This is a genomic window from Azorhizobium caulinodans ORS 571, from assembly GCF_000010525.1.
Classification (GTDB): domain Bacteria; phylum Pseudomonadota; class Alphaproteobacteria; order Rhizobiales; family Xanthobacteraceae; genus Azorhizobium; species Azorhizobium caulinodans.
Map to the genome: position 1 here is coordinate 1,673,136 of NC_009937.1, position 26,991 is coordinate 1,700,126.

The following is a 26,991-nucleotide window of genomic DNA, read 5'->3' on the forward strand; positions in this document are numbered from 1 at the left end:
GCGGCCCCCGCCCGCGGGCACTTCAGGGGGCCTTGGTGTCGGCCTTGGCTTCGCCTGCCTGCGGCATTTCCTCGGGCCTCGGGTCATAGGCGAACGAGAGGGCGTGATAGAGCGGCTCGGGCGCCAGCACGCGGGAGATGCCGGCGCCGAGCAATGCCGTCGCCAGCATGGGCACCACGAGGTGCACCTCGTTGGTCATTTCCATCACGATGACGAAGGCGGTCAAAGGCGCCTGCACCACGCCGGCGAAATAGCCGACCATGCCCAGCATGGCGAGGGCGCGGATGTCCATCTCCGGCATGAAGGGCGCGAGCGCGGCGCCGATGTTGGCGCCGACCGACAGCGACGGCGAGAACAGGCCGCCGGGAATGCCGCTGGCGGAGGACAGGAGCGTCGTGAACAGCTTGATCGGCGCGTACCACCAGGGCGAGGCGACGCCTTCCTCCAGGAGCAGCCGCGTCGGCCCGTAGCCCGAGCCGCCGGCAAAGCCGTGGGTGAGGATGGCGAGCGCGCCGACGATGAGGCCGCAGAGCGCGCCATAGACGAAGGGGCGCTTGCGCAGCGGGCCGAGGATGCGGCCCTTCGCATTGGAAAGCGCCACGAGGCCACGCGAGAAGATGGCGCCGCCGACGCCCCCCACCACGGCGCAGAACACCACGGCATTCCAGCCGATGGTCGCGAAGGCTTCCGTCGGGATGGAGCCGAAATAGAGATACTGGCCCACCAGCAGCAGGCTCACCATGCCGGAGATGACCACGGCGGCGGCGATGAGGCCGGACAGGCGCTTGTCATAGGACTTCGCCATCTCCTCGATGGCGAACATGACGCCGGCGAGCGGCGTGTTGAAGGCGCCCGCAATGCCCGCCGCCGCACCCACCAGAATGAGGCCGTTGGCGCGGCCGATGCCGGCGAAGGCGGCGAGCGCCACCATGATGGCGCAGCCGAGCTGCACGGTCGGCCCCTCGCGGCCGATGGAGCCGCCGACCGCAAGGCCGAGGCAGGTGAGGAGCACCTTGCCGATGGTGACGCGCGCGGAGAGCAGGCGGGCGCGGTGGGCCGGACTGCCGGACCTTCGGGCGGCGATGGCCTGCGGAATGCCGCTGCCCTGCGCACCGGGGAAGAAGCGGGCGGTGGCCCAGGCGAACAGGCCGAAGCCCAGCGGCGTCAGGATGAGGAACGCATAGGGCATGCGTTCCATGGTGTGGACATAGAACTCCTGCGCCCCGTCCGCCATCTTGGCGAAGGCGACGGAGGCGACGCCGACCGCCACCGCGCCCAGCAGGAACACCGCCCGGCGCTTCCAGAGCATCCGGGAGGTGAGCGCAAAGCGAATCCGCCGCAGGTCGCGTCTGAACATGCCCCTGATCCTTCCGGCCGGCCGCCTCGTCCTGCGCCCCGCCCCTGGCCCCCGCCGCAGCGCGGAGGTTCAACAGGCGTTACGGGCGAAGATGGCGAGCGTCAACCGATCAGGCGGCTTCCGGCTGAAAAGCCGGCCCGTCCACCAGCCGGCGGGGCAGGCCGGTCCCGGAGAGAGCAAGCGTGCGGTCGTGCAGGGCGTTGAGGGTGGCACGGTGGCCGATGGAGAGCACGGTCGCCTGCGGCAGCCGCGCCCGCAGGAGGGCGTAGACGGCGGCCTCGGACGGCTCGTCGAGCGCGGCGGTCGCCTCGTCCAGCAGCAGCACGTCCGGCTGTTCCAGAAGCGCCCGCGCGATGGACAGGCGCTGCTGCTCGCCCAGCGAGAGGATGTGCGGCCAGAGCGCCTGCTCCTCGAGGCGATGCACGAGCACCTCGAGGCCGACCGCCGTCAGTGCTTCCGCAAGCCGGGCATGGTCGAAGTCGGTGGCTGGCAGCGGATAGGTAAGGGCATCGTCCAGCCGCCCGACCGGCACATAGGGCCGCTGGGGCAGGATCATCACCCGCGCATCCTGCGGCAGGGTGATCGTGCCGGTCCCGAAGGGCCAGATGCCGGCGATGGCGCGGAACAGCGTGGTCTTGCCCCCGCCTGAGGGGCCGGTGACGAGCACCCGCTCGCCCTTGCCGATGCTGAGGCGGTCCACCGCCACGATGGCCTCGCCCGTGGGCAGGCGCACGTCCATGTCGGCGAGCGCAAGCGCCGCTTCCTGCGCCGCCTCGCGCCGGTGCGGGAAGGCGCGGGCGCCGTCGTCGCGCTTGGCCACCTCCATGGCCGCCTCGAAGCCGGTGAGACGGTTCACCACCGAGGTCCACTCGGCCAGGGTCGAATAAGAGGAGATGAAGAAGGAGAAGGCGCCCTGCACCGAGCCGAAGGCGGAGCCCGTCTGCATCAGCGTGCCGAGTTGGATGGCGCCGGCGAAATAGCCGGGCGAGACCACCACATAAGGGAAGATGTTCGAGACCTGATTGTAGCCGGCGGTGAACCAGGTGAGGCGCTTCTGCGCCTTCATCAGCCCGAAGTAATTGTCGAGGATGCGGCCGAAGCGGCCTTCGAGCTTCCGGCTTTCCGCCGGTTCGCCGCCGAGGAGGGCGATCTGCTCGCTGTTCTCGCGCACGCGCACCATGTCGACGCGGAAGTCCGCTTCATAGCGCTGCTGGTCGAAATTGAGCCGCACCAAAGGCTTGCCGATGAAATGGGTGATCAGCGTGCCAAGCGCGGCATAAAGAAGTGCCGCCCAGAAGAGATAGCCGGGGACATGCATGTCGATCCCGAACAATTTCAGGTCGATGGCCCCGGACAGGCCCCACAGGATGACGGAGAAGGAGGTGAGCGAGACGATGGTCCCGAGCAGCCCGACGCCGACCGAAATGGTCTGGCTGACGAACATGGACACGTCCTGCGCGATACGCTGGTCCGGATTGTCCGCCGCATCCCCGGAGAGGCGCAGGCGATAATGGGTGTCGTCGCCGAGCCAGTGCTCAAGATAGCGTTTCGTCAGCCAGCGCCGCCACCGGATCTCCAGCCACTGCTTGAGATAGATCTGGTAGACCGCAACGCAGATGGCCCCCGCCGCGATGGCGCAGAAGATCAGGAGCTGGTGCTTGAAGGCGCCGAAGTCCTTCTCCTGGATGGCGTCATAGAACGCGTTGTTCCAGCGGTTCAGCAGCACCGTGCAATAGACCCAGGCGAGTTCCAGACCGATGACGGCACCCAGAAGGCCGATGGCGGTCCAGCGCTCCTCGCTGCGGAAATAGGGAAGCGCCAGGCGGCGGATGTCGCGAAGCAGGGTCAGGAGTGCGCGCATCGAACTCGTCACAATGGAGGATCGTGCGACGAGCTTACGCGCGCGCCGCATGGCAGGACCATGGCGGCAAGATTACGAATTCGCAAGAAAAGTGGCCGCGACTGTCCTTCCGAAGCGGAAGGATGGCGTAAGGTCAGAGACCCTTCGCCAGTTCGCGGAGCTTGAATTTCTGGATCTTGCCGGTGGAGGTCTTGGGGATCTCCTCGAACAGGATGGTTCGCGGGCATTTGTAGGCGGCCAGATGCGCCCGGCAGTGGGCGATGAGATCCTCGGCTGAGGCGGCGGCCCCGTCCTTCAGCTCCACGAAGGCGAGTGGCGTCTCGCCCCATTTTTCGTCCGGCCGGGCCACCACGGCGGCGGCGCTCACCGCCGGATGCTTGTAGAGGGCGTCTTCCACCTCGATGGAGGAGATGTTCTCCCCGCCCGAGATGATGATGTCCTTGGAGCGGTCCTTGAGCTGGATATAGCCGTCGGGATGCTTCACCCCGAGGTCGCCGGAGTGGAACCAGCCGCCGGCGAAGGCGGCATCCGTGGCGGCGGGGTTCTTCACATAGCCCTTCATCACCACATTGCCCCGGAACATCACCTCGCCGATGGTCTCGCCATCCGCTGGCACGGGCTCCATGGTCAGGGGATCGAGCACGTCGAGGGCTTCGAGCGCGCCATAGCGCACGCCTTGCCGGGCCTTCTTCGCCGCGCGCTCGGCAGGGGGCAGGGCGTCCCATTCGCCATGCCAGTCATTCACCACCGCCGGGCCATAGACTTCGGTCAGGCCATAGACATGCACCACATTGAAGCCGGCCTCCTGCATGGCCGCGAGCACGGCGGCGGGCGGCGGAGCGGCGGCGGTGATGAAGGAGACGGTGTGGGGCAGGGGTCGGCGGTCCGTCTCCGGCGCATTCAGCAGCGTCGACATGACGATGGGGGCGCCGCACATATGGGTGACCTTGTGGTCCTCGATGGCCTCATAGATGGCCTTGGCGCGGACCTGCCGCAGGCACACGTGAGTGCCGGCCACCACCGAGACCGACCAGGGGAAGCACCAGCCGTTGCAGTGGAACATGGGCAGCGTCCACAGATAGACCGGGTGCGGACCCATATGGCAGGTCACCACATTGCCCACCGAGAGCAGGTGCGCGCCGCGATGGTGATAGACGACGCCCTTGGGGTCGCCCGTGGTGCCCGAGGTGTAGTTGAGCGAGATGGCGTCCCATTCGTCGGCGGGCGGCGCCCACACGAAATCCGGATCGCCGGCGGCGATGAAGTCCTCATATTCGATGGCGCCGAGCCGCTCGCCGGGCCCGGCATATTCCGGGTCGTCATAATCGATCACCAGCGGTTTGCGGGTGGCGAGCGACAGCGCCGCCTTGATGACGGGCGAGAATTCCCGGTCGGTGATCAGCACCTTCGCCTCGCCATGGTCGATGGTGAAGGCGAGGATGGCGGCGTCGAGCCGGGTGTTGAAGGTGTTGAGCACCGCCCCGCACATGGGCACGCCATAGTGGGCTTCCAGCATGGGCGGGGTGTTGGAGAGCATCACCGCCACCGTGTCGCCCACCCCGATGCCGCGCTGCGCCAGCGCCGAGGCAAGGCGGCGCGTGCGGGCATAGAGCTCGCGATAGGTGCGGCGCAGCGGCCCGTGGATGACCGCCACCTGATCGGGGAAGACGCTCGCCGCCCGCTCCAGGAAGCCGAGCGGCGTCAGCGGCTGGTAATTGGCGGGATTGCGGTCGAGATGCTGATCGAAGATCGATGTCATGCGGCGTTTCCCGATATGTCTTTATGTTTGACGTGACCGTAGCCGAGCCGCCCGCGCCGGCGCAACGCGGGCCGTTCTGAGACCAAGGTCTTACGCAGAAGATCGGACTTGCCTCCCCCACAACCTTGAGCGTCAATCGGCACAACGAGAAGATGAAGACGGGAGGAGTGTGCCATGCTCGACCAGAGCCGCAGCCGCTATGGCGACACCTATGCGCGCTGGAAGGCCGATCCTGCGGCCTTCTGGGGGGACGCCGCGCGCGACATCGACTGGACCAGCCCGCCCGGCACCGTCTTCGACGGGAGCCTCGGCGTCTATGGCCGCTGGTTTCCCGATGCGGTGGGCAACACCTGTTTCAATGCCGTGGACCGGCATGTGGCGTCCGGTCGCGGCAGCCAGACGGCGCTGATCTACGACAGCCCCGTCACCAACTCCCAGCGCCGCCTCACCTATGCCGAGCTACTGGAGGAGGTGCGCATCCTCGGCGCCATCCTCACCGACATGGGCGTGGAGAAGGGTGACCGCGTGGTCATCTATATGCCCATGGTGCCGGAGGCGGTGGTGGCCATGCTGGCCTGCGCGCGCATCGGCGCCGTGCATTCCGTGGTGTTCGGCGGCTTCGCGGCCAATGAGCTGGCGGTGCGCATCGACGACGCCCGGCCGAAGGTGGTGCTCGCCGCCTCCTGCGGCATCGAGCCGAACCGCGTCGTGCCCTACAAGCCGCTGCTCGATCTCGCCATCACCATCGCCGCCCACAAGCCCACCGGCTGCCTCGTGCTCCAGCGTCCGCAACTGGCCGGCACGCTGGTGGAAGGGCGCGATCACGACTGGGCCGAGCGCCGCGCCGCCTTTGCGGATGCGGGCCGCGGAGCGGACTGCGTGCCGGTGAAGGCCACCGATCCGCTCTATGTGCTCTACACCTCCGGCACCACGGGCAAGCCCAAAGGCGTGATGCGCGACACCGGCGGCCACATGGTGGCCCTGCGCTGGAGCATGGAAAATCTCTATGGCCTGAAGCCCGGCGAGGTCTTCTGGTGCGCCTCCGACATCGGCTGGGTGGTGGGCCATTCCTATATCGTCTATGGGCCCCTCATCCTCGGCTGCACGTCGGTGATCTATGAGGGCAAGCCCGTGGGCACGCCGGACCCCGGCGCCTTCTGGCGGATGATCGAGGAGCACAAGGTTGTGGCCCTCTTCACCGCCCCGACGGCGTTGCGCGCCATCAAGAAGGAAGACCCGGAGGCGACCCATCTCAAGGGCCGCGACCTGTCGCAGTTCCGCACCCTGTTCCTCGCGGGCGAGCGGGCCGATCCCGACACCATCCTCTGGGCGGAGCAGCATCTGAAGGTGCCTGTGGTGGACCACTGGTGGCAGACGGAAACCGGCTGGGCCATCGCCGCCAATCCGGTCGGGCTCGGCCTCCTGCCCATCAAGCCCGGCTCGCCCACCGTCGCCATGCCCGGCTATGACGTGCAGGTGGTCGACGAATCCGCCAAACCGGTGCCGGCGGGGACCATGGGCTCCATCGTGGTGAAGCTGCCCTTGCCTCCCGGCTGCCTGCCGACGCTGTGGCAGCAGGACGAGCGTTTCCGCGAGGCGTATCTCGACGAGTTCCCCGGCTTCTACAAGACGTCGGATGCCGGCTTCCTCGATGAGGACGGCTACATCTTCGTCATGGGCCGCACCGACGACATCATCAATGTCGCCGGCCACCGCCTCTCCACCGGCGGCATGGAGGAAGTGCTGGCCTCCCATCCCGATGTGGCCGAATGCGCCGTCATCGGGGTTAAGGACGCGCTGAAGGGCGAGGTGCCCTGCGGCTTCGTGGTGCTGAAGGCGGGCGAGCGGCGGGCGCCCAACATAATCGAGAAGGAACTGGTCAATCTGGTGCGCGACCGGATCGGCCCGGTGGCGGCCTTCAAGCTGGCCTTCACCGTGAACCGCCTCCCGAAGACTCGCTCGGGCAAGATCCTGCGCGGCACCATGAAGAAGATCGCGGATGCCGAAAGCTGGTCGGCCCCTGCCACCATCGACGATCCCGTCGCGCTGGACGAGATCGCGGAGGTGCTGAAGGAGCGCGGCTTCGGCTGAGGCGCTACGCCCGAACGCCGGCAAAAGGGCCGTCCGCGGGCGGCCCCTTTCGCTCGGGCTCAGTTAGCGGGTGCGGCCTTCCAGTTCGTCGCGATAGCTCTCGAAGGCGATCGCGACCCATTTGAGGAAGTTCCGCTTGTCGCCGAGATAGGCGCCCCGGGCGAGGGCGCTGTCATGCTCGACGGCATACATCTGCGTCAGCGCGGCGGCGATGAGCTGGCTGCGGATGGTCCCGTAGCTCTGGCGGCGCAGTTGTCTGGGGGAGAGGTCGAGATTTCCATCGCGATCATACATCACGCTGAAGCCGAGATTCACGGACCCAGGTTCGACGCCCTTGGAGATGCCGGGGGCAAGCTGGATGGTCATGGCGGGGACGGGATTGCAAAAGCCGAAGGTCGCGGCATCCCTGATCAGGGTGGTCGTCAGCCCGTCGAGGCCGCTGTGACTGACATAGACGACGACTTTGTCCGTACGGGTGTGGAAAGCGAGGGGCCCAGCGATCTTGAAGGAATGTATATGGTAAGTCGCCGCCTGCTCGCCAAGGAAGCGCAGCAACGCTCCGGCGTGTTCGGGTGCGAAATTCAGATAGATGCGCCAGAGTTCTTCGCGATCAACGCCCTGATTCACGCTATAATAGATGAAGTCCGCGCCGTAATCTCTGCTCGTAATCAATCTCATATATTTAGATGCTGGAAAATATCCCTTGTTTTGTAGGGGGTAGTATGATGCTCCTTTGTGTGAGATTGTAGGGATGGATTTGATCCATTCTTCAAGGTTTGTGATCCTTGGTTCGAGATGCCCGCCATACTGCCGGTAAATCGCATTGGCGAGCTGCGCATAGGGGCGGACTTCCGGATTATTTGCAGGGTCTGGTTTCTGACCCTCTTCCAGAAAAGCGAAGAGGGTCGCCCGGAAATCCCAAATCTTATCCATGAACGTGAGGTCAAGCGGGGTGAGCACCGTCGCCGGATCGATGCGCCGGAAATGGGCCATGAGCTTTTCGCCGGCCGACTCCGGGATAAAAGGCTTTATGTCGTTGAGCGTCGCCGTAAGGTACCGAAGCTTTTCCGCATCGGAATAATGTTTGCGGAGCGACTGTATGCCGTGAAAGGCATTCAGACGCTTGACCTCATTGGCGTCATGGGTCGCGGCAGCCCGGAACACTGCGACGATCGGGTCGTGGAACATGCTGTTATTGGTAATGGACTGCTTGGCATCCCCCTTTCCCCAGTTGCCGATGCTGCGGAAGAACGCGGCGGACGCAACCGAGAAGCGTCCCGTGGTTGCGTTGTATTCGAGCTTCACCGTTCCCGTCTGCCGGGACAGCGTGGCGAAGAAATCGATATTGTAGACATATTCATCGGCGGCACTCGGCATGGCGTTTCCCCTGTCACTATGTTCCGATGCCGAGCCTGCAATAGCATCCGAGTGGAGCGCGCGGCCTGCTTGAGGCAAATCTAGGGTTGCGGCGCTGCGCCTGTAAAGACAGCGCTGACAACAGCTCTTCCTCGGGGCGGTATTCCTGTCTTCGTGGGCAGGCCGTGGATGCTGTGACGGTGTGCCCCGCAGTCGCCGAGCGTCGGTGATGACCATGCGGTTGCCGGTATCGGCCCTGGGATCGTCCTGCGCTTAACCTTCGCGCCCCGTGTCGGAAGACGATCGCCAAAGCACCTCACGGCTGGCCGGATCGAGCATCCGGTTCTGCCGTGCGATCACATCCGCCAGTCCGGCGCCGATGGCATCCCGTGGCATCGGAGCAAAGCCCTGTCGGCGGAACCACGGGCCGTTCCAGGGCGGGGCGCGAAAGGTGGTGAGGCTGATGCCCGGCAGCCCGAGGGCGAGCCGCCGCGCCTCGGCCGCCGCCAGCAGAAGGGTCCCGATGCCGCGACCGCCGGCATTTGAGGCAACCGAGATGTTGTCGAGATAGAGCAGGCCATCGAGCGGCCGCAGCAGCACGAAGCCGAGCGGTGTGGGATCCTCTTCGAGGCGGGCGACGAGAGTCTCGCCGGCGGCGAAGCGGTCCGGACCAAGCGGAGGCGCGGTCGCGACGAAAGCAAGGTCCTGCCAGCCGGCATAGCGGGCGCGGGCGGCGGCGGAGAGGGCGGAAAGCGCGGGGATGTCCTCCTGCGCGGCGGCGCGCAGATAAAGGCCGTCCGTCCGCGCGATCCCCGGCGTCACTTGGTCTCCACCGGCGGCTTGGGCTCGCAGACCGCAATCTCCTTGAGCACCTCCTGCGGCAGCACGCGCATGAGGCGGATCTTGTCCTCCGCCTCGCCTTCGAGGATCACCGCGCCATTGCCCGTGCGGCCGTTGATGAGCACGCGGTTCTCCGTGAGCAGCGTCTGGAGGCGGTTGCGGCTGCCGTCCACGTCCGGCACCAGGATGGTGGCGGTGCGCCCCTGCGGCCGCAGCAGGAAGAGATTGATGAGCTTGTTGCGCTCATCCCCCTCCTGGCCGAGATAGGTGGAATCGTCGATCCTGATGAAGCGGTAGGTCTTGCGGTTGGCCTCGTAGGAATAGGTCGGGAAGAACGAGCCGACCTTGCGCTCCTTGAACTCGAAGCCGTAGGCCTTGCCGGTCTGCACATCGCGGCAGGTGAAGCGGCCGACGATGTCGATCTTCTCGCCGTTCTCGATCACCGGCTCCTGGCTGGCATAGCAGCCGCTCAACAGGAGCATGGCGCCGGAGAGCGCAAGGAAGCGCGCGGTGCTCCGCGAGCGCCGGCGGGGCGCGGCAAGTCTTGCTCCCATGGAACCTGCCTCCCCCGTTGCGGATGCGGCGGCCGGGCTCCGGCCCGTCACCCCTCAGTTCAATGGATGGTACGCCAAGGTATGCCACCGTGGTAGGCGGGCCGCCGTTCATACGGCCCTGCCGAAGGTTCAGCGGCCGCTGCCGCTGTCGTTATTGTCGCCGCAGGTGTAGCCGACGAAGCATTGCGGATTGTCCGAGAGCGCGATCCAGGCGGGATTGGCCACCTGCTGATAGGCGCAGAAGGCCTGGTCCTTCACATAGCGCTGGATCGTCTGCGGGCTGTTGCCGACGACGACCGCGCCCTGGCTCTTCACCAATGCTGCAAAGGCGGCGCAGGTCTGCGGCACGGCCGGTGGATCGATGGGGGGCAGGGTGAGATTGCTCTGGGCATTCGCGCCGCAGGTCAGGGCGAGCAGCAGGCCGGTGGTCAGTGCAATCGGCGTCAGGGGCACCCGCATGGGACATCCTCGAATCTGTCTCTACGGCTGTACCGCAACCGGTGCCGCTGCGAAACCGCTGATTTCAGGCCGGAATGGCCCCCTCGCGGTGCGCAGGTGCGGCGCTGTGCACAAGCTGCGCCGTTCGCGCCATCCGATTGTTCAGCCGGCCCGCATCTGTCTCGTTTTCAAGAATGGGAGGGCGATTCACCGCTCAGATTGGTTCAATCTGGGCGGATCGCGCTCTAGTGTGCGGGCATGAGCGACGACATTCCCTTCGACCGCAAGTTTCCCGTGCCCTCCGGCCGTCTCGACGAGGTGACGCCGCTGGTCCGGCGGATCGTGGCGCCCAATCCCTCGCCCTTCACCTTCACCGGCACCTGCTCCTACATCATCGGACGCGGGCAGGTGGCGATCCTCGATCCGGGGCCGGACGATCCGGCGCATGTGGCGGCGCTGCTCGATGCGGTGCGCGGGGAGACCGTGACCCATATCGTCGTCACCCACACCCATCGCGATCATTCCCCCGCCGCCGCTGCGCTCAAGGCCGCCACCGGTGCGGTCACCGTCGGGGAGGGGCCGCACCGGCCCGCCCGTCCGCTGCATATCGGCGAGATCAACGCCCTCGATGCCTCCGGCGACATGGATTTCCTGCCGGATATCGCGCTGGCCGAGGGGGAGGCGCTCACCGGTCCTGGCTGGACGCTGGAGGCGATCGCCACCCCCGGCCACACCGCCAACCATCTGGCCTTCGCCCTGCCGGAGAACGACCTGCTCTTTTCCGGCGATCATGTGATGGCCTGGGCCACCACCATCGTCGCCCCGCCGGACGGCGCCATGGGCGATTATGTGCGCTCGCTGAAGAAGCTCGCCGCCCGCAGCGAACCGCTCTATCTGCCCGGCCACGGCGGGCCGGTGCGCGATGCGCCCGCCTTCGTGCGCGATTATCTCGACCACCGCCGGGCGCGGGAGGCGGCCATCCTGCGCGGGCTGGAACGCAACACCACCATTCCGGACCTCGTGCGCGGCATCTATATTGGCCTCGATCCGCGTCTCGTCGGAGCCGCTTCCCTCACCGTGCTCGCCCATCTGGAGGACATGGTGGGCAAGGGGCTGGTGACGACGGAGGGGCCGCCCGCCATCGACGGCGCCTTCGTTCTGGTGCGCTAGGGAGGAGGGCAGGATGTGCGGCCGCTTTGCGCAGACCACTCCGCCTCGCGCCTTTGCGGAGCGCTATGGCGTCGATCCGGTGCTGGCGCTGCCCAATGTCCCGGCGCGCTACAACATCGCGCCGACACAGGATGCGCTCGTCATCCGCCACAATCCGGAGGAAGAGCGGCGGGAGTTGTCACTGCTGCGCTGGGGGCTGGTGCCGTCTTTCGCCGCCGATACCGCGCGCGCCGGGTCGCTCATCAATGCGCGCTCGGAAAGCGTGGCGGAGAAGGCCTCCTTCAAGGCCGCCTGGTTCAAGCCGCGCCGCTGCGTCGTGCCAGCGGATGCCTTTTATGAATGGCAGCAGGGCGCGGGTGGCAAGACGCCTCACGCCATCGCCCGCGCTGATGGCACGCCCATGGCGTTCGCCGGCCTCTGGGAGGGCTGGAAGGACCCGGCGAGCGGCCAATGGCTGCGCACCTTCACGCTCCTCACCACCACGGCCAACGACCTGCTGCGCCCGCTGCACGAGCGCATGCCGGTGATCCTCGATGAGGACGACATTGCCCCCTATCTCACCGCGCCCGATCCGCGGGACCTGCTGCGGCCCTATCCGGCGGAGGCGATGCGGCTGTGGCCGGTGTCGGCGCGCGTGAGTGCGGTGCGCAATGACGATGCCGATCTTCTCGTCGAGGTGACGGGCCTGCCGGCCGGGTCGCCGTCTCCGGTGGCCCAGCCCAGCCTGTTCTGACGGCCCGCGTTCAGCGCCGGTTTCTGGCCTTGGCCAGTTCCGGCTGGAGCTTGGCGACGCAGTCCTGCGTGATCTCCAGCCCGCAGGTCTTGGCCAGCAGCTTCTCGCAGGCCGGGGTGGGATCGTTGCCGCAGCTGTTCTCGCGGGCCGAATTGAAGCGGTTCTTGAGGAATTTCTGGCGCCCCTTCTCGGCCACGCATGCATCCCCCACCGTGTCGCCGTCCACATGCATGGAGATGACAGGCACGGGCTTGGCGTTCTTGCCGCCGCCTTCTGGCTTCTCGAAGGTGCGGATGAAGGCGATCTGCTCGCCCTTGGCCTGGCCTTTCTGGGGCGGAATGACCAGCGTGAATTCGTCCTGGCTGCTGCTGGCGAGCACGGGCGAGGTGAGCGGCAGCGTGACGTCGATCCAGCTGCCGCCGGCATCCGGGAACACGAAGGTGGTTACCGTCTCGCCCTTGGCGTCGATATAGAGGGCCGGGCTGATGGCGCAGGAGAGGGTGCGGTCGGTCATGTCGGAGAGCAGGGGGCCGGCCATGACGCCCGTCGCGGTGCCGAGTGTGGCGGCGAGAAGCGTGGTGGCGGGAAGGGCACTCGACAGCAGACGCGGGAACAGGCGCACGGTGGTCTCTCCTTGAAATCCTCGGGCGCGATCAGACCAGACCGCCCCCGGCGCGCGGCCGATCGACCTCAAATTTGATGGGGGCGTTCGGCGCCGGTCAGCGCTTGCGGCGCTCGGCGGTGAGATCGGCCATGAGGCTGGAGATGCGCATGGCATTCTCGCCCAGATCATGGAAGCCGTAGCGGGAGGCCGAGCGCACGTCGATGCGCGTGCCCTTGGCGGTCGGCCGCACGCGGATCACTACATCGTTGCGGAAACCGATGAGCGGCGTCGGTGCCACAGCCTCGATCTGGCCGTCGCGCAGGGTGCCGCGCGGCGGCACCGCATCGAGGATGTGCCACTTGCGCTTCTGCACCAGGGCCAGGAGGGCGTTGAAGGCCTCGTCCGGCGTCGCGTCGAGATCCATGGGCTTGATGCCCGGATAGGCGTCGCGCTGGAGCTGGGCGGCGGTGTCGCCGGCATAGACGAGGGAGTTCGCGGTGCGCGGACGGACCAGTCCCATGGCGCGGAAGCGGGGCGGGTCGGACGGATCGGTCGTGATGTCGGTCAGCGGCGGCAGCATGGCGCCGCGCGCGAGAACCGCCGCCGGCACCGCCACCACGCCGAGCGCGATGGCGAGCGCGCCGATGGAGCGCCCCATGCCGCGCCATCCGCTCTCCCAGATGCTCACGCAGGCGACGACGGCGAGGATCGCGCCCACAAGCGCCACGGCAAGGCCCGCGCCAAGGGTCGCCAGCGCCAGCTGGAAATCAAGCACGCCGGTGCGGTAGAGCGCGGCCGCCAGCACGATCACCGGAATGGCGAACAGGGCGAGGCGGAAGCTCCAGCGCGCGAGCCTCGATTCCCGCTCCTCCACATAGAGCCGTCGCTTGATCATGCCGGACCCTGCCTGCGGGCTTCAGGTGCCCGCCTCCCATTCTGTCTAGGCCAGCGCGCGCGGAAGCGGAAGCCCGCCCCCTCAGGCGGCCGCCGCAAGCCGCGCCGGCAGGTCGTCGATGCTGTCCACCACGAGATCGGCGGCATCATAGAGATGCTCCACCGGCGCGGGGCCCGTGCGCACGAGGATGAAACGGGCGCCGGCGCTGTGGGCGGCGGCCATGTCGTGGGCGCTGTCGCCGATCACCGCCGTCTGGTGCGGGGCAAGGCCCAGCCGTTCGGCGGCGGCGCTTACCATGCCGGGACCGGGCTTGGAGCCGAAGCCGGAATCATAACCGTGGATGAGATCGAGGAAAGGCGTAAGCCCCAGCGCCTCGGCCTGAAGGCGGGAATTGGCTTCCGCATCGTTGGTCACGATGCCGAGCCGCATCCCCTGCCGGTGAAAATGCCCGAGCACGTCGGCCGGCCGGCCGAGCGGCGTCAGCGCTTTCAGGCCCTCGTCGGAGAAGAGCCTGTCGATTTCGGTCAGGAAGGCGGTGTCCGCCTGCCGGCCAAGGCACTGCGCCCACTGCGGCCCGTAATGGGCGGAGGAGCCCGCCACCAGCGGCGAGGAGGGCAGGAAGCGGCTCTCCTCGGGCAGATAGTGGCTCACCTCCTCAAGGCGCTTCAGTGCGTGGGGATCGTCCCCCGCGAGCGCCCGCATCACCGCGCCGGCGGCCGGTCCCCAAGTGTGGTCGAAATGCACGAGGGTGCCGTCCTTGTCGAACAGGAGCGCCTTCAGGCCGGTCATGGGGAGCTTCGTTCCGTGGAGCGGTAAGGGAGGGGCGGTGACGCCGGAGAGGGCGTCATTTACTATGTTGTTCGCAATGATTGAACGGAAAAACACCCTCTCCGCCCTCGCGCCCCGCGCCACAGCGGCCCTGATGCTGGCCGCATGCGGCCTCGCGCCCGCGTTCGCGGCGTCCGATCCGGTGCAGCGTCCCTCCCTCTATTCGGCCACCGCACGGATGCGGGCGGTGCCGCTGCCCCTGCCGCGCCCGCCGGAACTGGAAGAGGAGGACGCCCAGCAGGCCGGCGCCGAGGACGGCGCCCAGAACCACGGGCAGGCCGTGGCCTCGCTGCCGTCCAACCCGCCCTCGCTCTATACGACGGCGGCGCCGCCCAATCCGCAGCAGGCCTATGCGGTCGAGCCGCCGCCGGTGGCCGCCCGAAGCTTCGTCCTGCCGCCACCCCTGCCGGAAAGCCCTCACACGCTGGAGGCCAATCGCGCGCCGCCCGGCAATCTGCCCGCCGCCTGCGCGAGCCTCGTGCAGCAGAACATCATGGTCGCCGCCGCCGCTCCGCCCATCGGTGGCGGCAAGGGAGCCTGCGCGGTGCCGAGCCCGGTCCAGCTCAGCGCCGTGCGGCTGGAGGACGGCACCACGGTCACGCTCCAGCCGGCGGCGACGCTGCGCTGCGACGCGGCGGTGGCCGTCACTCAATGGGTGCGCGAGGATCTCTCGCGGGCGGCGATGGAACTGGGCGGGCGGCTCGACACGGTGAAGGTCGCCGCCTCCTATGACTGCCGCTCCCGCAACCGCATCGCCGGCGCCAAGATCAGCGACCACGGCATGGGCATCGCCATGGACGTGGGCGGCGTCGTGCTGGACGACAAGCGCGTCTATGAGGTGAAAGGCAACGGCCTGCCCATGGCGTTGCAGGCCTCCATGAAGGCCTCCGCCTGCTCGCGCTTCACCACCGTGCTCGGGCCGGGATCGGACGGCTATCACGAGGACCATGTCCATGTGGACCTCGCCCAGCGCTATCTGAACATTCGCCTGTGCCGCTGGGAAATCCGTCCCACCTCCATCGCGCTGCCGCGCTCCCTGCCGGGTGCAGGGGCCTCCGTTGCGGTGGCGTCCGCGCCGGCGAGCCCGCAGGCCACCGCCGAGGCGGTGGTGAGCGCGCAAGCCGGCACAGCCACCTTCCAGACCGGGGAAGAGGCGATGGTGGAAGAGGACGTGCCTCTGCCCCTGCCGCGCCCGCCCATCGCCGCCAACGGCCGCCAGCCGGCACGGCGCACCGGCGGCTGACCGGGGTCCGGCGCGGACAGGACCGCGCCGTCGCCCCCTCAGCGGGCGCGGGGCCGCAGATGGTCCCGCGTGCTGCTCAGGGCCTGTGCCGTCTCGATCACCATATGGGCGAAGCGCTCCGCGAAGGCCTCCGGCGCCCATTCCTTGACCGAAGCGGCGATGTGAACGGCCGCGACCGGCCGTCCCAGCGCATCGGTGACGGCAGCACCGAGGGTAATCTCGCCGATCTCCGTCTCCTCCACCGCCAGGCCGTAGCCGGCGGCGCGCGTCTCCTCCACCTTGGCGAGAATGGCCGCGCGGTCGGTGAGCGTGTGCGGGGTGCGGGCGACGATGTTCGAGCGCGCGATGACGTCTGCCGCGTCCGCCGGCGAGAGGCGCGCGAGGATGGCCCGACCGCCTGCTGAGCAATAGACCGGTACGCGGCGGCCGATGAGCGAGCTGTCGTAATATTCGCGCTTGGACTGGTGACGGATGACGTAGATCATCGTGGTCTGGTCATAGAGCGAGAGATTGGCCCGCTCGCCGCTGCGCTGGCGCAGGTCCAGCAGCGCGGGCGTGGCGCGCTCCACCAGAGGGTTGGAGCGCAGGTAGAAATAGGTGAGGTCGAGCACCGGCTTTCCGAGGCGGAAGCGGCGCGTGCGGGCGTCCTTCTCCAGATAGCCGAGCTGCCAGAGCGTATGGGCGAAGCGCTGGGTGGCGCTCTTGTCGAGTTCCGCGTGCTGGGCGAGTTCGGCAAGGCTCAGATCGCCGGTCGTCTGCCCGAAGGCTTCCAGGACCCGAAACGTCTTTGCAACCGATGAGACGTGGAGCGGATCGCGCTGCACGTCGTTTCCCCTGTCAGTTGACATACGCGTCTCTCCCGGTACGATTTTAAGTATTACTATGCAATACGCTAGATCGTAATGCAATTAGTGGTGCGCACGCACCGGCAATAACAAGCAGAGGGGTCCATCATGGCAAAGACGCTTGCGCGCTCGGGGCAGGGTGCCGCCGCGCCCGAAGGTGAAGGACGCCGCGCCGTTGCGGCGGCGGTCATCGGCAACATCCTCGAATGGTACGACTTCGCCATCTACGGCTATGTCGCCACCATCATCGCGCACAAGTTCTTCCCGCCGGGCGACGAGGTGAGCGGCCTGCTCGCCACCTTCGCCACCTTCGGCATCGGTTTTGCCGCCCGCCCCCTCGGCGGCATCCTCATTGGCCGGATGGGCGACACCCGCGGCCGCAAGGCTGCGCTCCTGCTCACCATCTTCACCATGGCCATTGGCACCGTGGGCATCGGCCTCATTCCCTCCTATGAGGTCATCGGCGTGCTGGCGCCGGTGCTGCTGGTGCTCTGCCGCCTGTTGCAGGGCTTCGCCGCCGGCGGCGAATGGGGCGGCGCCACCGCCTTCATCGTGGAATGGGCGCCCAGGAACCGGCGCGGCTATTTCGGCAGTTGGCAGCAGGCGAGTGTCGCCGGCGGCCTGCTCCTCGGCTCGGGCACCGCCGCCCTGTTCAGCACGCTGCTGACGCCGGACCAGATGGACGCCTGGGGCTGGCGCATCCCCTTCATCCTCGGCATCATCCTGCTGCCGGTCGGCCTCTACATGCGGGCGAACATCGACGAGACGCCCGCCTATCGCGAGGCCCGGGCCGAGCCCGTGGCGCAGGCCCGCGTGCGGACACCGGGCTGGGTGCTGGCCGCCAAGGCGTTCGGCTTCACCATCCTCTGGACGGTGTCCTATTATGTGATCCTCTATTACATGCCCACCTTCACCCAGAAGTATGCCGGCCTCAGCCGCACCGAGTCCCTGTGGTCGAACACGCTCGGGCTCGTGGTGCTGGCGGTGGTGATTCCGCTCATGGGCCTGTTGTCCGACCGCATCGGCCGCAAGCCCATGCTGCTCGCCTGCTGCGTGGCGTTCGTGGTGCTCACCTATCCGCTGTTCGCGGCGATGTCGGGCGGCGCGCCGCTGCTCACCGTGATGGCGATCCAGATCGTGTTCGGCATCATGATCGCCATGTTCTCCGGGCCCGGCCCCGCCGCCATCGCCGAGATATTCCCGACCCACTCGCGCTCCACATGGATGTCCACGGGCTACAGCCTGGCGGTGACGGTGTTCGGCGGCTTTGCGCCCTTCATCGCCACCTGGCTGATCAGCACCACGGGCTCGCCGCTGGCGCCGACCTTCTATCTGATCGCCGCCGGCGTGGTGTCGGCCGTGGTCATCGCCCTGCTGCCGGAGACGGCGCACGACGATCTGGCCTGACGGACCCGGCCTCCGCCCGGCGGCGGGGGCCATCCCACTTCGGGAGGCTGAGATGACGCTCGACTTCAACGGCAGGACGGTGGCCGTCTCCGGTGCCGGCATCGGCTTCGGCCGGGCCATTTCGCGGCTGTTCGCGGACGCCGGAGCACAGGTGTTCGGCTGCGATATCCTCGCGGCGGAGGAGCCGGTGCCCGGCGTCGAGATGGCACGGGTGGACCTCCTCGACCGGGCCGCGGGCGCGGCCTGGATCTCCGGCATCGAGCAGAAGACCGGCAGGGCGCTCGATGTGCTGGTCTGCAATGCCGGCGGCGTCGCCGGTCAGGCGGGCAAGCCCGTGGAGGACGTGTCCGACGCCGAATGGGACCGGGTGGTGGACGTCAATCTCAACGCCGCCTTCACCCTGTGCCGCGCCGTCGCGCCGGCCATGAAGAAGGCGGGGCAGGGGGCCATCGTCACCATCACGTCCGGTGCCGCCCTGCAGGCCTCGCTGACTGGCGTTCAGGCCTATTGCGCCTCAAAGCATGCCATGCTGGGACTGACGCGGCAGCTTGCGCACGAGCTGGGACCGTTCGGCATCCGGGTCAATAGCGTGGCGCCGGGCTTCGTGCGCACCAATCCCGCCACCGAGCGCCAGTGGGCGGCCTATGGCGCGGAGGGACAGCGTCGGCTGGTGGAGGGCATCGCGTTGAAGCGGCTCGGCACGGCGGAGGAGATCGCCAAGGTGGTGCTCTTTCTCGCCTCCGATCTCGCGAGCTTCGTGAACGGGCAGGTGCTGCCGGTGGACGGCGGCAAATAGAAACAGGCGGAACGCCAGATGTCGAAAAGGACAAGCGCATGACCAAGACCGTGGCGAACCCGGCCGGGGAGCCCTGGCAGTGGGAGGAGGCCCACTGGCGCGGCCTCATCAATCAGGTGCGGGCGGGCGAGCGGCTGGCGCCCAAGAACTGGCCCGGCGGGGCGCGCTGTGCCGTGGCGCTGTCGTTCGATGCCGACCACGAGACCAACGAACTGCGGGACGGCGGCAAGTCCATCGGCCGCATGGCGTGGGGCCAGTATGGCAATCGGGTGGGCGTGCCGCGCGTGCTGGAACTGCTGAAGCGCCACGACATTCCGGCGAGCTTCTACGTGCCGGCCGTGGTGGCGCTGACCTATCCGGACGAGCAGCGCCGGGTGATTGCGGAAGGCCACGAGATCGGCATCCATGGCTGGATCCATGAGCTCAATTCCGTGCTGCCCTATGAGGTGGAGCGCGACCTCATGTTCCGCGCCGCCGACACGCTGGAGCATGTGACCGGCGTGCGCCCCGTGGGCCTGCGCACGCCCTCCTGGGACTTCAGCCCCAACACGCTGCGCATCGAGACCGAGCTCGGCCTCCTCTATGATTCCTCGCTCATGGCCGACGAGGACTGCTACGACCTGCTCATGGACGGCGTCTCCACGGGCATCGTCGAGGTGCCGGTGGAGTGGATCCGCGACGACGCGGTCTATTTCATGATGCACCGCTTCCAGTCGCTGCGGCCCTATACGCCGCCGAAGGACGTGCTGGACATCTTCCTGCGCGAGTTCGATGCCGCTTACGAGGCGGGCGGGCTGTTCCAGCTCACCATGCACCCGCACATCATCACGCCGCGCTCGCGCATCTGGATCCTCGAGGAGGTGATCCGCCACGCCAAGGCCAAGGGCGATGTGTGGTTCGCGACCCACGCGCAGGTCGCCGAATATGCCAAGGCTAACAAGGCCTGAGCCTTTCGTGCTGATGACAAAGGAAAAGCCCGGTCCGCAGGCGCGGGCCGGGCTTTTCCGTGTGGGCTCCTGTATCGGTCGCGTCAGTCGCGGAAGACGATGGTCTTGTGGCCGTTCGGGATCACCCGGTCTTGCAGGTGCCAGGCGAGCGCGCGGGCGAGCACGCGGCGCTCGATATCGCGGCCCTTGCGCACCAGATCGTCCGGGCTGTCCTGATGGGTGATGCGCTCCACGTCCTGCTCGATGATCGGGCCTTCATCAAGGTCGGACGTCACATAATGGGCGGTGGCGCCGATCAGCTTCACGCCGCGCTGGTGGGCCTGATGATAGGGCTTGGCGCCCTTGAAGCCGGGCAGGAAGGAATGGTGGATGTTGATGCAGCGCCCCGAGAGCTTGGCGGACAGCCCATCGGAGAGCACCTGCATGTAGCGGGCGAGCACCGCCATTTCCGAGCCGCTCTCCTGGAAGATGCGCCAGACCTGCGCCTCCTGCTCCATCTTGGTGGCCTTGCTCACCGGCAGATGATGGAAGGGGATGCCGTCGAAATCGAGATGCGCGTAGGTCTCGATGGGGTGGTTGGAGATGATGCCCGTGATCTCCATGGGGATCTCGCCGATGCGCCAGCGATAGAGCAGATCGGCGAGGCAGTGATCGAACTTCGAGACCAGCAGCAGCACGCGGCGCTTTTCGGCCGGATCGCGCATGGACCAGTCGAGCTTGAAGCCGTCCGCCACCGGACCGAAGGCGGTGCGGATCCGCGGAAGGTCGGCCGTGCCTTCGATCACGTTGAAGGCGACGCGCATGAAGAAGCGGTTGCTCTCCGTGTCGTCGAACTGCTGGGCTTCCAGGATGTTGCAGCCCTGCTCATAGAGAAAGGTCGAGACGGCGGCAACGATGCCGGCCCGGTCGGGGCAGGAGAATTTCAGGACAAAGGTCTGGCTGGGCGTGGGCATGGGATGTTCCGCACATATCGACCGGCGCGGGCGCCCGACGGCCGGGCGCCGCACCCTTGGGGGAGGTCATTACGGGGGTGAAGCCCCGGCGGGAAGGGGGAAGGCCGCGCGCCGCGCGGCCCTCAACCTCGGCCGGTGCCTTCCACGAACAGGCCGTACTGCGCCGCGCCCGCCGTGAAGGCGCGCAGGAAGGAGGGCGCGAACGAACGCCCGACCGCGAGGCGATAGGTGGGCGCCGCGTCGGTCTGCCACAGGGTGACGCCGACGAAGGCCATGGAGGTTGTCGCGGCATCGCCGGGGCCGAAGGCGACCGGATCGAGATCGAGCGTGCACATTTTGGCGAGGGCGTCGCGGGCATGGAGGCCCGACAGCTCGAACACCAGATAGGCATCGCTCTGGTCGGTGAGGGCCGCATGGCCGCCGACCGCGCCTTCCAGCCGCGCGGCGAGTTCATCGCCGGTGGCGGGGGCGCAGAACACCAGCCAGCGGCGCGGGCCGATGCCGATGGCGGTGAGGCCGTCGCGGGAGGCTGCCTTGGGGCCGTTCGGCAGGGTGATGCCGAAGCTGTGCTCGAAGGCCGGTTCCGGCTGGCCGGTGCGGCGGGCATTGACGATGGCGGCACCGAGGCCGCGCACCAGCCCGAGCGTGACGCCGGCGGGGCCGTCCATGCGGCCGTGGCGGCCGGGAGGGACGAGGTCCGTGAGCGGGAGATGTTTCATCATGTCAGCCACGCAGCCGTTCCCCCTTGGGATCCACGAACGCGGGATCGCAGATTTCCACTTCGATGTCCTCGCCGCGCACCGGGTCACAGGCCCGCACCCGCTCGCCCCAGCGGTCCGGTCCTCGGGCGATGAGGCCGAGGCCGATCCAGTGATCGAGCGTGGGCGAGAAGGCGGCGGAGGTCATGTAACCCTGATCGTTCTCCATCTTCGCCTCGGCGCCGACGGGAAGGAAATGGGCGCCGGCCCGCAGCCTTTTGGTGCGGTCCACCGGCTTGAAGCCGGCGAGCGTCGGCCGGTTGGGGTCCACCATGCCGGGACGGCCGGCCATGACGCGGCCGATATAGTCCTTCTTGGTGGAGGCCATGCGCCCGAGGCCGAGGTCGCGGGCGGTGGTCTGGCCGTTCAGCTCGCTGCCGGAGACATGCCCCTTCTCGATGCGCATCACCGCCAGCGCCTCGGTGCCATAAGGCGTGATGCCGAAGGGCTCACCCGCCGACATGAGGGCGCGGGTGAGTTCCTCGCCATGGCTCGCGGAGACGGCGATCTCATAGCCGAGCTCGCCGGCGAAGGAGAGGCGGAAGATGCGTGCCTTGACGCCCCCCATGACGCTCGCCTGGAGCACGCCCATATAAGGCAGCGCCTCGCCGGAGACGTCCACATTGGCGTCGACCACCTTGGCCAGCACCTCGCGGGATTTCGGCCCGGAGATGGAGATCTGCGCCCACTGTTCGCTCACCGAGGCGAGCTGCACGTCCAGCTCCGGCCACAGCACCTGGAGGCAGAATTCCAGATGCTGGAACACCTTGGCCGCATTGGCCGTGGTGGTGGTCATGATGAAGTGGTCGGGCTCGAGGCGCGCGGTGGTGCCGTCATCCATCACGATGCCGTCCTCGCGCAGCATGACGCCATAGCGCGCCTTGCCCACTGAGAGTGACGAGAAGGTGTTGATGTAGACACGGTCGAGGAAGACCGCCGCGTCCGGCCCCTGCACGTCGATCTTGCCGAAGGTCGAGACATCGATGAGGCCGACGGAGGAGCGGGTGGCCTTCACTTCGCGGACCACGCTTTCCAGCCATTCCTTCTCCCCGGACTTGGGGAAATACTGGGCGCGCAGCCACTGGCCGGCCTCGACGAAGACGGCGCCGTGCCGTGCCGCCCACTGGTGGGTGGGCGTGGGGCGGGTGGGGCGGAAGTCCTTGCCGCGATGGTGTCCGGCGATGGCGCCCAGCGCCACCGGGCTGTAAGGCGGACGGAACAGCGTGGTGCCGGTCTCGCCGATGCCCTGTCCGGTCAGCTCGGCCATGATGGCAAGGCCGGTGACATTGGAGTTCTTGCCCTGGTCGGTGGCCATGCCGAGCGTCGTATAGCGCTTCAGCAGTTCCACCGAGCGGTAGCCTTCCCGATGGGCGATCCCCACGTCCTTGGCGCTCACGTCGTTCTGGAAATCGACGAAGGAGAGGCCGCGTGCGCCTTTCACCTGCCAGAAGGCGGAGATGCCGGACGGCTGGTCGTCGGTCTTCGGCACGGCAATGGCCTTGGCGGCAAAGCCCGCCTCGGTCGCCGCAGCGGCGCCCCGCTCGGCGCCGTCACGCAGCACGGCGTCGAGGGTGAAGCGCCCGCCGGCCGCGCCGGCGACGGCAAGGCCGGGAGGCGGGGTGGCCGGCACGAAGGCGGCGAGATCCGCATCATAGGTGGGCCGGCTGCCGAAATGGCTGGTGAGGTGCAGGTTCGGCGTGGTGCCGCCGGAAATGGCCAGCACCTGCGTCGCGATCGTCTCCTCCCGCCCGCCGGAGCGGACGATGACGGAGGAGAGCACCTTGCCGGTGGTGGCCACCACCTCGCCGCCGAGGATGACCTGCGCGCCGAATGCCTTGGCGCGGCTCACGAGGGCCTGATCCACGGCGCCGCGCACATCAACCACGGCGGTGAGCGGCACGCCCGCTTCCGCCGCATCGAGCGCGGCGAGCCAGGCATAATCGTTGTTGGCGAACAGCACGGCGTTCGAGCCCGGCGCCACGCCATAGCGCACCGCATAGGTGCGCAGGGCCTGTGCCGACATCACGCCCGGCCGGTCGTTGCCGCCGAAGACGATGGGCCGGTCGAAGGCGCCGGCGGCGAGCACCGCCCGCTTGGCCGTGATCTTCCAGTAGCGCTGGCGCGGCAGGAAGGGCTCGGGCGCCGGGCGATGGTCCGACACGCGCTCCAGCGCACCATAGATGCCGCTGTCATAGACGCCAAAGACCGTGGTGCGGGTGAGGATGCGCACGTTCGGCAGGCTGGCAAGTTCCGCCTCCGCCTTGGCGGCGAAGCTGGCCGAGGGCGCATCGTCGATGAGCGTCTTCTCGCTGAGCAGCCGCCCACCGAGGGCGAAGTCCTCGTCCGCAATGATGACGCGGGCTCCGGAGCGGGCGGCGCTGAGCGCCGCGGCGAGGCCCGCCGCACCGCCGCCGATCACCAGCACGTCGCAGAAGGCGTGGGTCTTCTCATAGCTGTCCGGGTCTTCGCCTTCCGCCGCCCGGCCAAGGCCCGCGGCGCGGCGGATCACCGGCTCGTAGAGCTTCTCCCAGAAGGCCGCCGGCCACATGAAGGTCTTGTAGTAGAAGCCGGCGCCGAGGATGGGCGAGAGCAGGCCGTTGACCGACAGCAGGTCGAAATCGAGCGAGGGCCAGCGGTTCTGGCTCTGCGCCACAAGGCCGTCGAACAGCTCCACCGTGGTGGCGCGGGTGTTCGGCTCGCGCCGCGCGCCGGTGCGCAGTTCCACGAGGGCATTCGGCTCTTCCGAGCCCGCCGAGAAGATGCCGCGCGGGCGGTGATATTTGAACGAGCGGCCGACGAGCCGCACGTCGTTGGCCAGCAGCGCCGAGGCCAGCGTATCGCCGACGAAGCCGAGGTAGGTCTTGCCGTCAAAGGAGAAAGAGAGGGGGCGCGAACGGTCGATCCGCCCGCCGGTGGCAAGGCGGCTCATGGCGTCACCTCGCGGGCGAGCGTTGCGCCGGCGATGGCGTGGGTGCGCGTGTCGCGCTCCACCACCACCCAGGAGCGGCAGCCGGAGCCGTGGTACCACAGCTCCTTGTGGGCGCCGGCGGGGTTGTCGCGCAGATAGACATATTCATAGAACGCCTGCTCGGCGTCCGGCGCGGCGGGATCGGGGCGCTTCACGGTGGCGTCGCCCAGATAGGCGAACTCGTGGGCATCGCGGAGCCCGCAGTAAGGGCAGGGAATGCGCATGACGGGGAGACCTTCAGTGCAGGTTCGGCTGCGCGCCGACGCCCTTTTCGTCGATGATGTGTCCGGTGCGGAAGCGGTCGAGCCGCATGGCGGCGTTGAGCGCGTGGGGCGCGTCCTTGGCCAGCGTCCAGGCGAAGCACCAGCCGGAGGCGGGCGTTGCCTTGAAGCCGCCGTAGCACCAGCCGGTGTTGAGATAGAGGCCGGGGATGGGCGTCAGATCGATGATCGGCGTGCCGTCCATGGACATGTCCATGACGCCGCCCCAGGAGCGCAGCATCCGCACGCGGCCGAGGCGCGGGATGAGCGCCATGGCGCTCTCCGCCACATCCTCCACCACCGGCAGGTTGCCGCGCTGGGCATAGGAATTGTAGCCGTCGATGTCGCCGCCGAAGACGAGGCCGCCCTTGTCGGACTGGCTCACGTAGAAATGCCCGGCGCCGAAAGTGATCACGCCGTCGATAAGCGGCTTCAGGCCTTCCGAGACGAAGGCCTGGAGCACGTGGCTCTCGATGGGCAGGCGCATGTCGAGCTTCGAGGTGAGCCGCGAGGTGGAGCCGGCGACCGCAAGGCCCACCTTCTTCGCCCGGATCGGCCCGCGCGTGGTCTCCACCCCCACCACCGCGCCATTCTCGCGGATGAAGCCGGTGACCTCGCAATTCTGCACGATGTCCACGCCGAGCCGGTCCGCCCCGCGGGCATAGCCCCACACCACCGCGTCATGGCGGGCCGTGCCGCCGCGCCGCTGGAGCAGGCCGCCCTTGATGGGGAAGCGCGCATTCTCGAAATCGAGGAAGGGATACATGGCGCGCACGCCATCCTGATCCAGCAGTTCGGCATCCGCGCCATTGAGCCGCATGGCGTTGCCGCGCCGCGCATAGGCGTCGCGCTGGGCGTCCGTGTGGCACAGGTTCAGCACGCCGCGCTGGCTGACCATGGCATTGTAGTTGAGGTCCTGTTCCAGGCCCTCCCACAGCTTCATGGACCATTCGTAGAAGGGCTCGTTGCCCGGCAGCAGATAGTTCGAGCGGATGATGGTGGTGTTGCGCCCGGCATTGCCGGAACCGATCCAGCCCTTTTCGATCACCGCCACGTTGCGGATGCCATGCTCTTTCGCAAGGTAATAAGCGGTGGCGAGGCCGTGGCCGCCGCCGCCCACCACGATCACGTCATAGGCGGGCTTGGGCGCGGCATCGCGCCAGGCGGGCTTCCAGCCCTTCTGCCCGGTGAGGGCATTGGCCAAGAGGCTGAAGACGGAATAGCGCATCGTCGTTCCTGAGAAGGGCCCCGCATCGGGGCGCGGCTGGACTATGGATCGCCCATCCCGCCTCTGGCATCATGCCCAAAAGCGACGCTTTGTTGACGAAAAGCGACGTCGCGCACGAAAGGACGATCGTGACACCCAGCGGCTCGCGCACCTTCGGCTTCCTGCTGCTGCCGGATTTCGCGCTCCTCACCTATGCCAGCGCCATCGAGCCCTTGCGGGCGGCCAACGCCCTTTCGGGGCAGGATCTCTATCGCTGGCGGCACATTTCGGTGGATGGGCAGCCGGTGAAGGCCTCCAACGGCGTCGCCATCGCGGTCGATGAGCGGGTGGGGGAGACTCTCGCGCTCGACGCTCTGGTGGCGGTGGCGGGCGGCAATCCGGCGCGCTTCCGCCACAAGGCCACCTTCACCTTCCTGCGCCGGCTCGCCCACCGGGGCGTCATGCTGGCGGGCATCTCGGGTGGGCCTTATGCGCTCGCCCGCGCCGGCGTGCTGGCGGGCCACCGCTGCACACTCCACTGGGAGCACATCCCGGCCTTCACGGAGGAGTTTCCGGACTTGGACGTGAAGCGCACGCTCTATGAGATCGACCGCGACCGCGTGACCTGCGCGGGCGGCATCGCCACGCTCGACATGATGGCGGATCTCATCGCCCGCGATCACGGGCCGGGGCTCGCCAACGCGGTGTCCGAATGGTTCCTGCGCACGCAGGCCCGCCCCGCCTCCGGCGCGCAGCGCATGGCGCCCCGCGAACGTTTCGGCATCGGCAATGCCAAGGTGCTGAGCGTTCTGGCGGAAATGGAGGCGCGGCTGGAGGAGCCGGCCACGCGGCAGGAACTGGCGGCGCTGGCGGGCATCTCCCTCCGCCAGCTGGAGCGGCTGTTCGCCGACCATCTGGGCGAGACGCTGGGTGCCCATTATCTGCGCGTGCGGCTCGATCGCGCCCGCTCCCTGCTGAAGCAGACGGCCTTGCCGGTGGCCGAGGTGGCCATGGCGTGCGGCTTTGTCTCCACCAGCCATTTTTCGCGCGCCTACAAGGCCCGCTTCGGCGCCTCGCCCAAGGGCGAGCGGGTATAAAAAGTCTTTATTTCTCAATTGGTT

Annotated in this window: 24 protein-coding genes; 8 read left to right on the forward strand and 16 right to left on the reverse strand. The window is 67.8% G+C overall.

The genetic code is table 11. The annotated features are described in order from the left end of the window. Positions 1–22: 22 nt before the first annotated feature. From AZC_RS07590 to AZC_RS07600, 3 genes are all read right to left on the reverse strand, one after another. Positions 23–1,357, reverse strand: coding sequence for a chloride channel protein (locus tag AZC_RS07590; protein WP_012170002.1), 1,335 nt, complete (start codon positions 1,355–1,357; stop codon positions 23–25). 109 nt (positions 1,358–1,466) lie between these two features. Beyond that, positions 1,467–3,218, reverse strand: coding sequence for an ABC transporter ATP-binding protein/permease (locus AZC_RS07595; protein ID WP_012170003.1), 1,752 nt, complete (start codon positions 3,216–3,218; stop codon positions 1,467–1,469). A gap of 133 nt (positions 3,219–3,351) precedes the next feature. Beyond that, the gene (locus AZC_RS07600) at positions 3,352–4,977 is read right to left on the reverse strand and encodes an acyl-CoA synthetase (protein ID WP_012170004.1); all 1,626 of its coding nucleotides are present in this window, start codon (positions 4,975–4,977) and stop codon (positions 3,352–3,354) included. A 174-nt stretch (positions 4,978–5,151) separates the two neighbouring features. Here AZC_RS07600 and AZC_RS07605 point away from each other — a divergent pair, with 174 nt between their 5' ends. After that, on the forward strand, positions 5,152–7,068 hold the full coding sequence (locus AZC_RS07605) for a propionyl-CoA synthetase (RefSeq protein WP_012170005.1): 1,917 nt from the start codon (positions 5,152–5,154) through the stop codon (positions 7,066–7,068). 63 nt (positions 7,069–7,131) lie between these two features. Here AZC_RS07605 and AZC_RS07610 read toward each other — a convergent pair whose 3' ends face one another. From AZC_RS07610 to AZC_RS07625, 4 genes are all read right to left on the reverse strand, one after another. Further along, on the reverse strand, positions 7,132–8,445 hold the full coding sequence (locus AZC_RS07610; RefSeq protein ID WP_043879050.1) for a T3SS effector HopA1 family protein: 1,314 nt from the start codon (positions 8,443–8,445) through the stop codon (positions 7,132–7,134). Between the two features lie 252 nt (positions 8,446–8,697). Next, positions 8,698–9,246 (reverse strand): GNAT family N-acetyltransferase, encoded by a 549-nt coding sequence (locus AZC_RS07615; RefSeq protein WP_012170007.1) that lies wholly within the window; start codon positions 9,244–9,246, stop codon positions 8,698–8,700. Then, the gene (locus tag AZC_RS07620; RefSeq protein WP_043879051.1) at positions 9,243–9,818 is read right to left on the reverse strand and encodes a hypothetical protein; all 576 of its coding nucleotides are present in this window, start codon (positions 9,816–9,818) and stop codon (positions 9,243–9,245) included. The genes AZC_RS07615 and AZC_RS07620 overlap by 4 nt, the downstream gene beginning before the upstream one ends. Positions 9,819–9,947: 129 nt before the next feature. Next, positions 9,948–10,277, reverse strand: a complete 330-nt coding sequence (locus AZC_RS07625; RefSeq protein WP_012170009.1) for a hypothetical protein — start codon at positions 10,275–10,277, stop codon at positions 9,948–9,950. A 237-nt stretch (positions 10,278–10,514) separates the two neighbouring features. Here AZC_RS07625 and AZC_RS07630 point away from each other — a divergent pair, with 237 nt between their 5' ends. Continuing rightward, the gene (locus AZC_RS07630) at positions 10,515–11,426 is read left to right on the forward strand and encodes an MBL fold metallo-hydrolase (protein ID WP_012170010.1); all 912 of its coding nucleotides are present in this window, start codon (positions 10,515–10,517) and stop codon (positions 11,424–11,426) included. Positions 11,427–11,439: 13 nt separating this feature from the next. Continuing rightward, positions 11,440–12,159: an SOS response-associated peptidase gene (locus AZC_RS07635; RefSeq protein ID WP_012170011.1), complete on the forward strand. Its 720-nt coding sequence runs from the start codon at positions 11,440–11,442 to the stop codon at positions 12,157–12,159. A gap of 10 nt (positions 12,160–12,169) precedes the next feature. Here the strand turns inward: AZC_RS07635 and AZC_RS07640 are convergent, their stop codons facing one another. From AZC_RS07640 to AZC_RS07650, 3 genes are all read right to left on the reverse strand, one after another. Beyond that, a complete protein-coding gene (locus AZC_RS07640; protein ID WP_043879052.1) occupies positions 12,170–12,781 on the reverse strand; it encodes a hypothetical protein in 612 nt (203 codons plus the stop codon). A gap of 97 nt (positions 12,782–12,878) precedes the next feature. After that, complete coding sequence (locus tag AZC_RS07645) at positions 12,879–13,658, reverse strand: DUF1499 domain-containing protein (protein ID WP_012170013.1); 780 nt, start codon at positions 13,656–13,658, stop codon at positions 12,879–12,881. An 81-nt stretch (positions 13,659–13,739) separates the two neighbouring features. After that, positions 13,740–14,447, reverse strand: a complete 708-nt coding sequence (locus AZC_RS07650; protein WP_012170014.1) for an HAD family hydrolase — start codon at positions 14,445–14,447, stop codon at positions 13,740–13,742. A 76-nt stretch (positions 14,448–14,523) separates the two neighbouring features. On the opposite strand from AZC_RS07650, the gene AZC_RS07655 reads away from it, so the two are divergent. Then, positions 14,524–15,729, forward strand: a complete 1,206-nt coding sequence (locus tag AZC_RS07655) for an extensin-like domain-containing protein (RefSeq protein ID WP_052285888.1) — start codon at positions 14,524–14,526, stop codon at positions 15,727–15,729. 38 nt (positions 15,730–15,767) lie between these two features. Here the strand turns inward: AZC_RS07655 and AZC_RS07660 are convergent, their stop codons facing one another. Continuing rightward, positions 15,768–16,577 carry an IclR family transcriptional regulator gene (locus AZC_RS07660; RefSeq protein WP_043879053.1) on the reverse strand — a complete coding sequence of 270 codons (810 nt, stop codon included), beginning with the start codon at positions 16,575–16,577 and terminating at the stop codon, positions 15,768–15,770. Positions 16,578–16,682: 105 nt separating this feature from the next. Here AZC_RS07660 and AZC_RS07665 point away from each other — a divergent pair, with 105 nt between their 5' ends. The 3 genes from AZC_RS07665 to AZC_RS07675 are packed head-to-tail and all read left to right on the forward strand — an operon-like array spanning position 16,683 to position 19,724. Next, the gene (locus AZC_RS07665; protein ID WP_012170017.1) at positions 16,683–17,981 is read left to right on the forward strand and encodes an MFS transporter; all 1,299 of its coding nucleotides are present in this window, start codon (positions 16,683–16,685) and stop codon (positions 17,979–17,981) included. A 52-nt stretch (positions 17,982–18,033) separates the two neighbouring features. Next, on the forward strand, positions 18,034–18,777 hold the full coding sequence (locus AZC_RS07670; protein ID WP_012170018.1) for an SDR family NAD(P)-dependent oxidoreductase: 744 nt from the start codon (positions 18,034–18,036) through the stop codon (positions 18,775–18,777). A gap of 38 nt (positions 18,778–18,815) precedes the next feature. Further along, on the forward strand, positions 18,816–19,724 hold the full coding sequence (locus AZC_RS07675; RefSeq protein WP_012170019.1) for a polysaccharide deacetylase family protein: 909 nt from the start codon (positions 18,816–18,818) through the stop codon (positions 19,722–19,724). A gap of 83 nt (positions 19,725–19,807) precedes the next feature. Here the strand turns inward: AZC_RS07675 and purU are convergent, their stop codons facing one another. From purU to AZC_RS07700, 5 genes are all read right to left on the reverse strand, one after another. Beyond that, positions 19,808–20,677 carry a formyltetrahydrofolate deformylase gene (purU, locus tag AZC_RS07680; protein WP_012170020.1) on the reverse strand — a complete coding sequence of 290 codons (870 nt, stop codon included), beginning with the start codon at positions 20,675–20,677 and terminating at the stop codon, positions 19,808–19,810. 122 nt (positions 20,678–20,799) lie between these two features. Continuing rightward, entirely contained in the window at positions 20,800–21,399 is a 600-nt protein-coding gene (locus tag AZC_RS07685; protein ID WP_012170021.1) for a sarcosine oxidase subunit gamma, read from the reverse strand. 1 nt (position 21,400) lies between these two features. After that, positions 21,401–24,364 (reverse strand): sarcosine oxidase subunit alpha family protein, encoded by a 2,964-nt coding sequence (locus AZC_RS07690; RefSeq protein ID WP_012170022.1) that lies wholly within the window; start codon positions 24,362–24,364, stop codon positions 21,401–21,403. Continuing rightward, positions 24,361–24,627 carry a sarcosine oxidase subunit delta gene (locus AZC_RS07695; RefSeq protein WP_012170023.1) on the reverse strand — a complete coding sequence of 89 codons (267 nt, stop codon included), beginning with the start codon at positions 24,625–24,627 and terminating at the stop codon, positions 24,361–24,363. Before AZC_RS07695 ends, AZC_RS07690 begins: the two co-directional genes overlap by 4 nt. Before the next feature lie 13 nt (positions 24,628–24,640). Continuing rightward, complete coding sequence (locus AZC_RS07700) at positions 24,641–25,891, reverse strand: sarcosine oxidase subunit beta family protein (RefSeq protein ID WP_012170024.1); 1,251 nt, start codon at positions 25,889–25,891, stop codon at positions 24,641–24,643. A 128-nt stretch (positions 25,892–26,019) separates the two neighbouring features. Between AZC_RS07700 and AZC_RS07705 the strand changes: the two genes are divergently transcribed. Then, positions 26,020–26,967 carry a GlxA family transcriptional regulator gene (locus tag AZC_RS07705; protein WP_052285889.1) on the forward strand — a complete coding sequence of 316 codons (948 nt, stop codon included), beginning with the start codon at positions 26,020–26,022 and terminating at the stop codon, positions 26,965–26,967. Positions 26,968–26,991 lie beyond the last annotated feature (24 nt).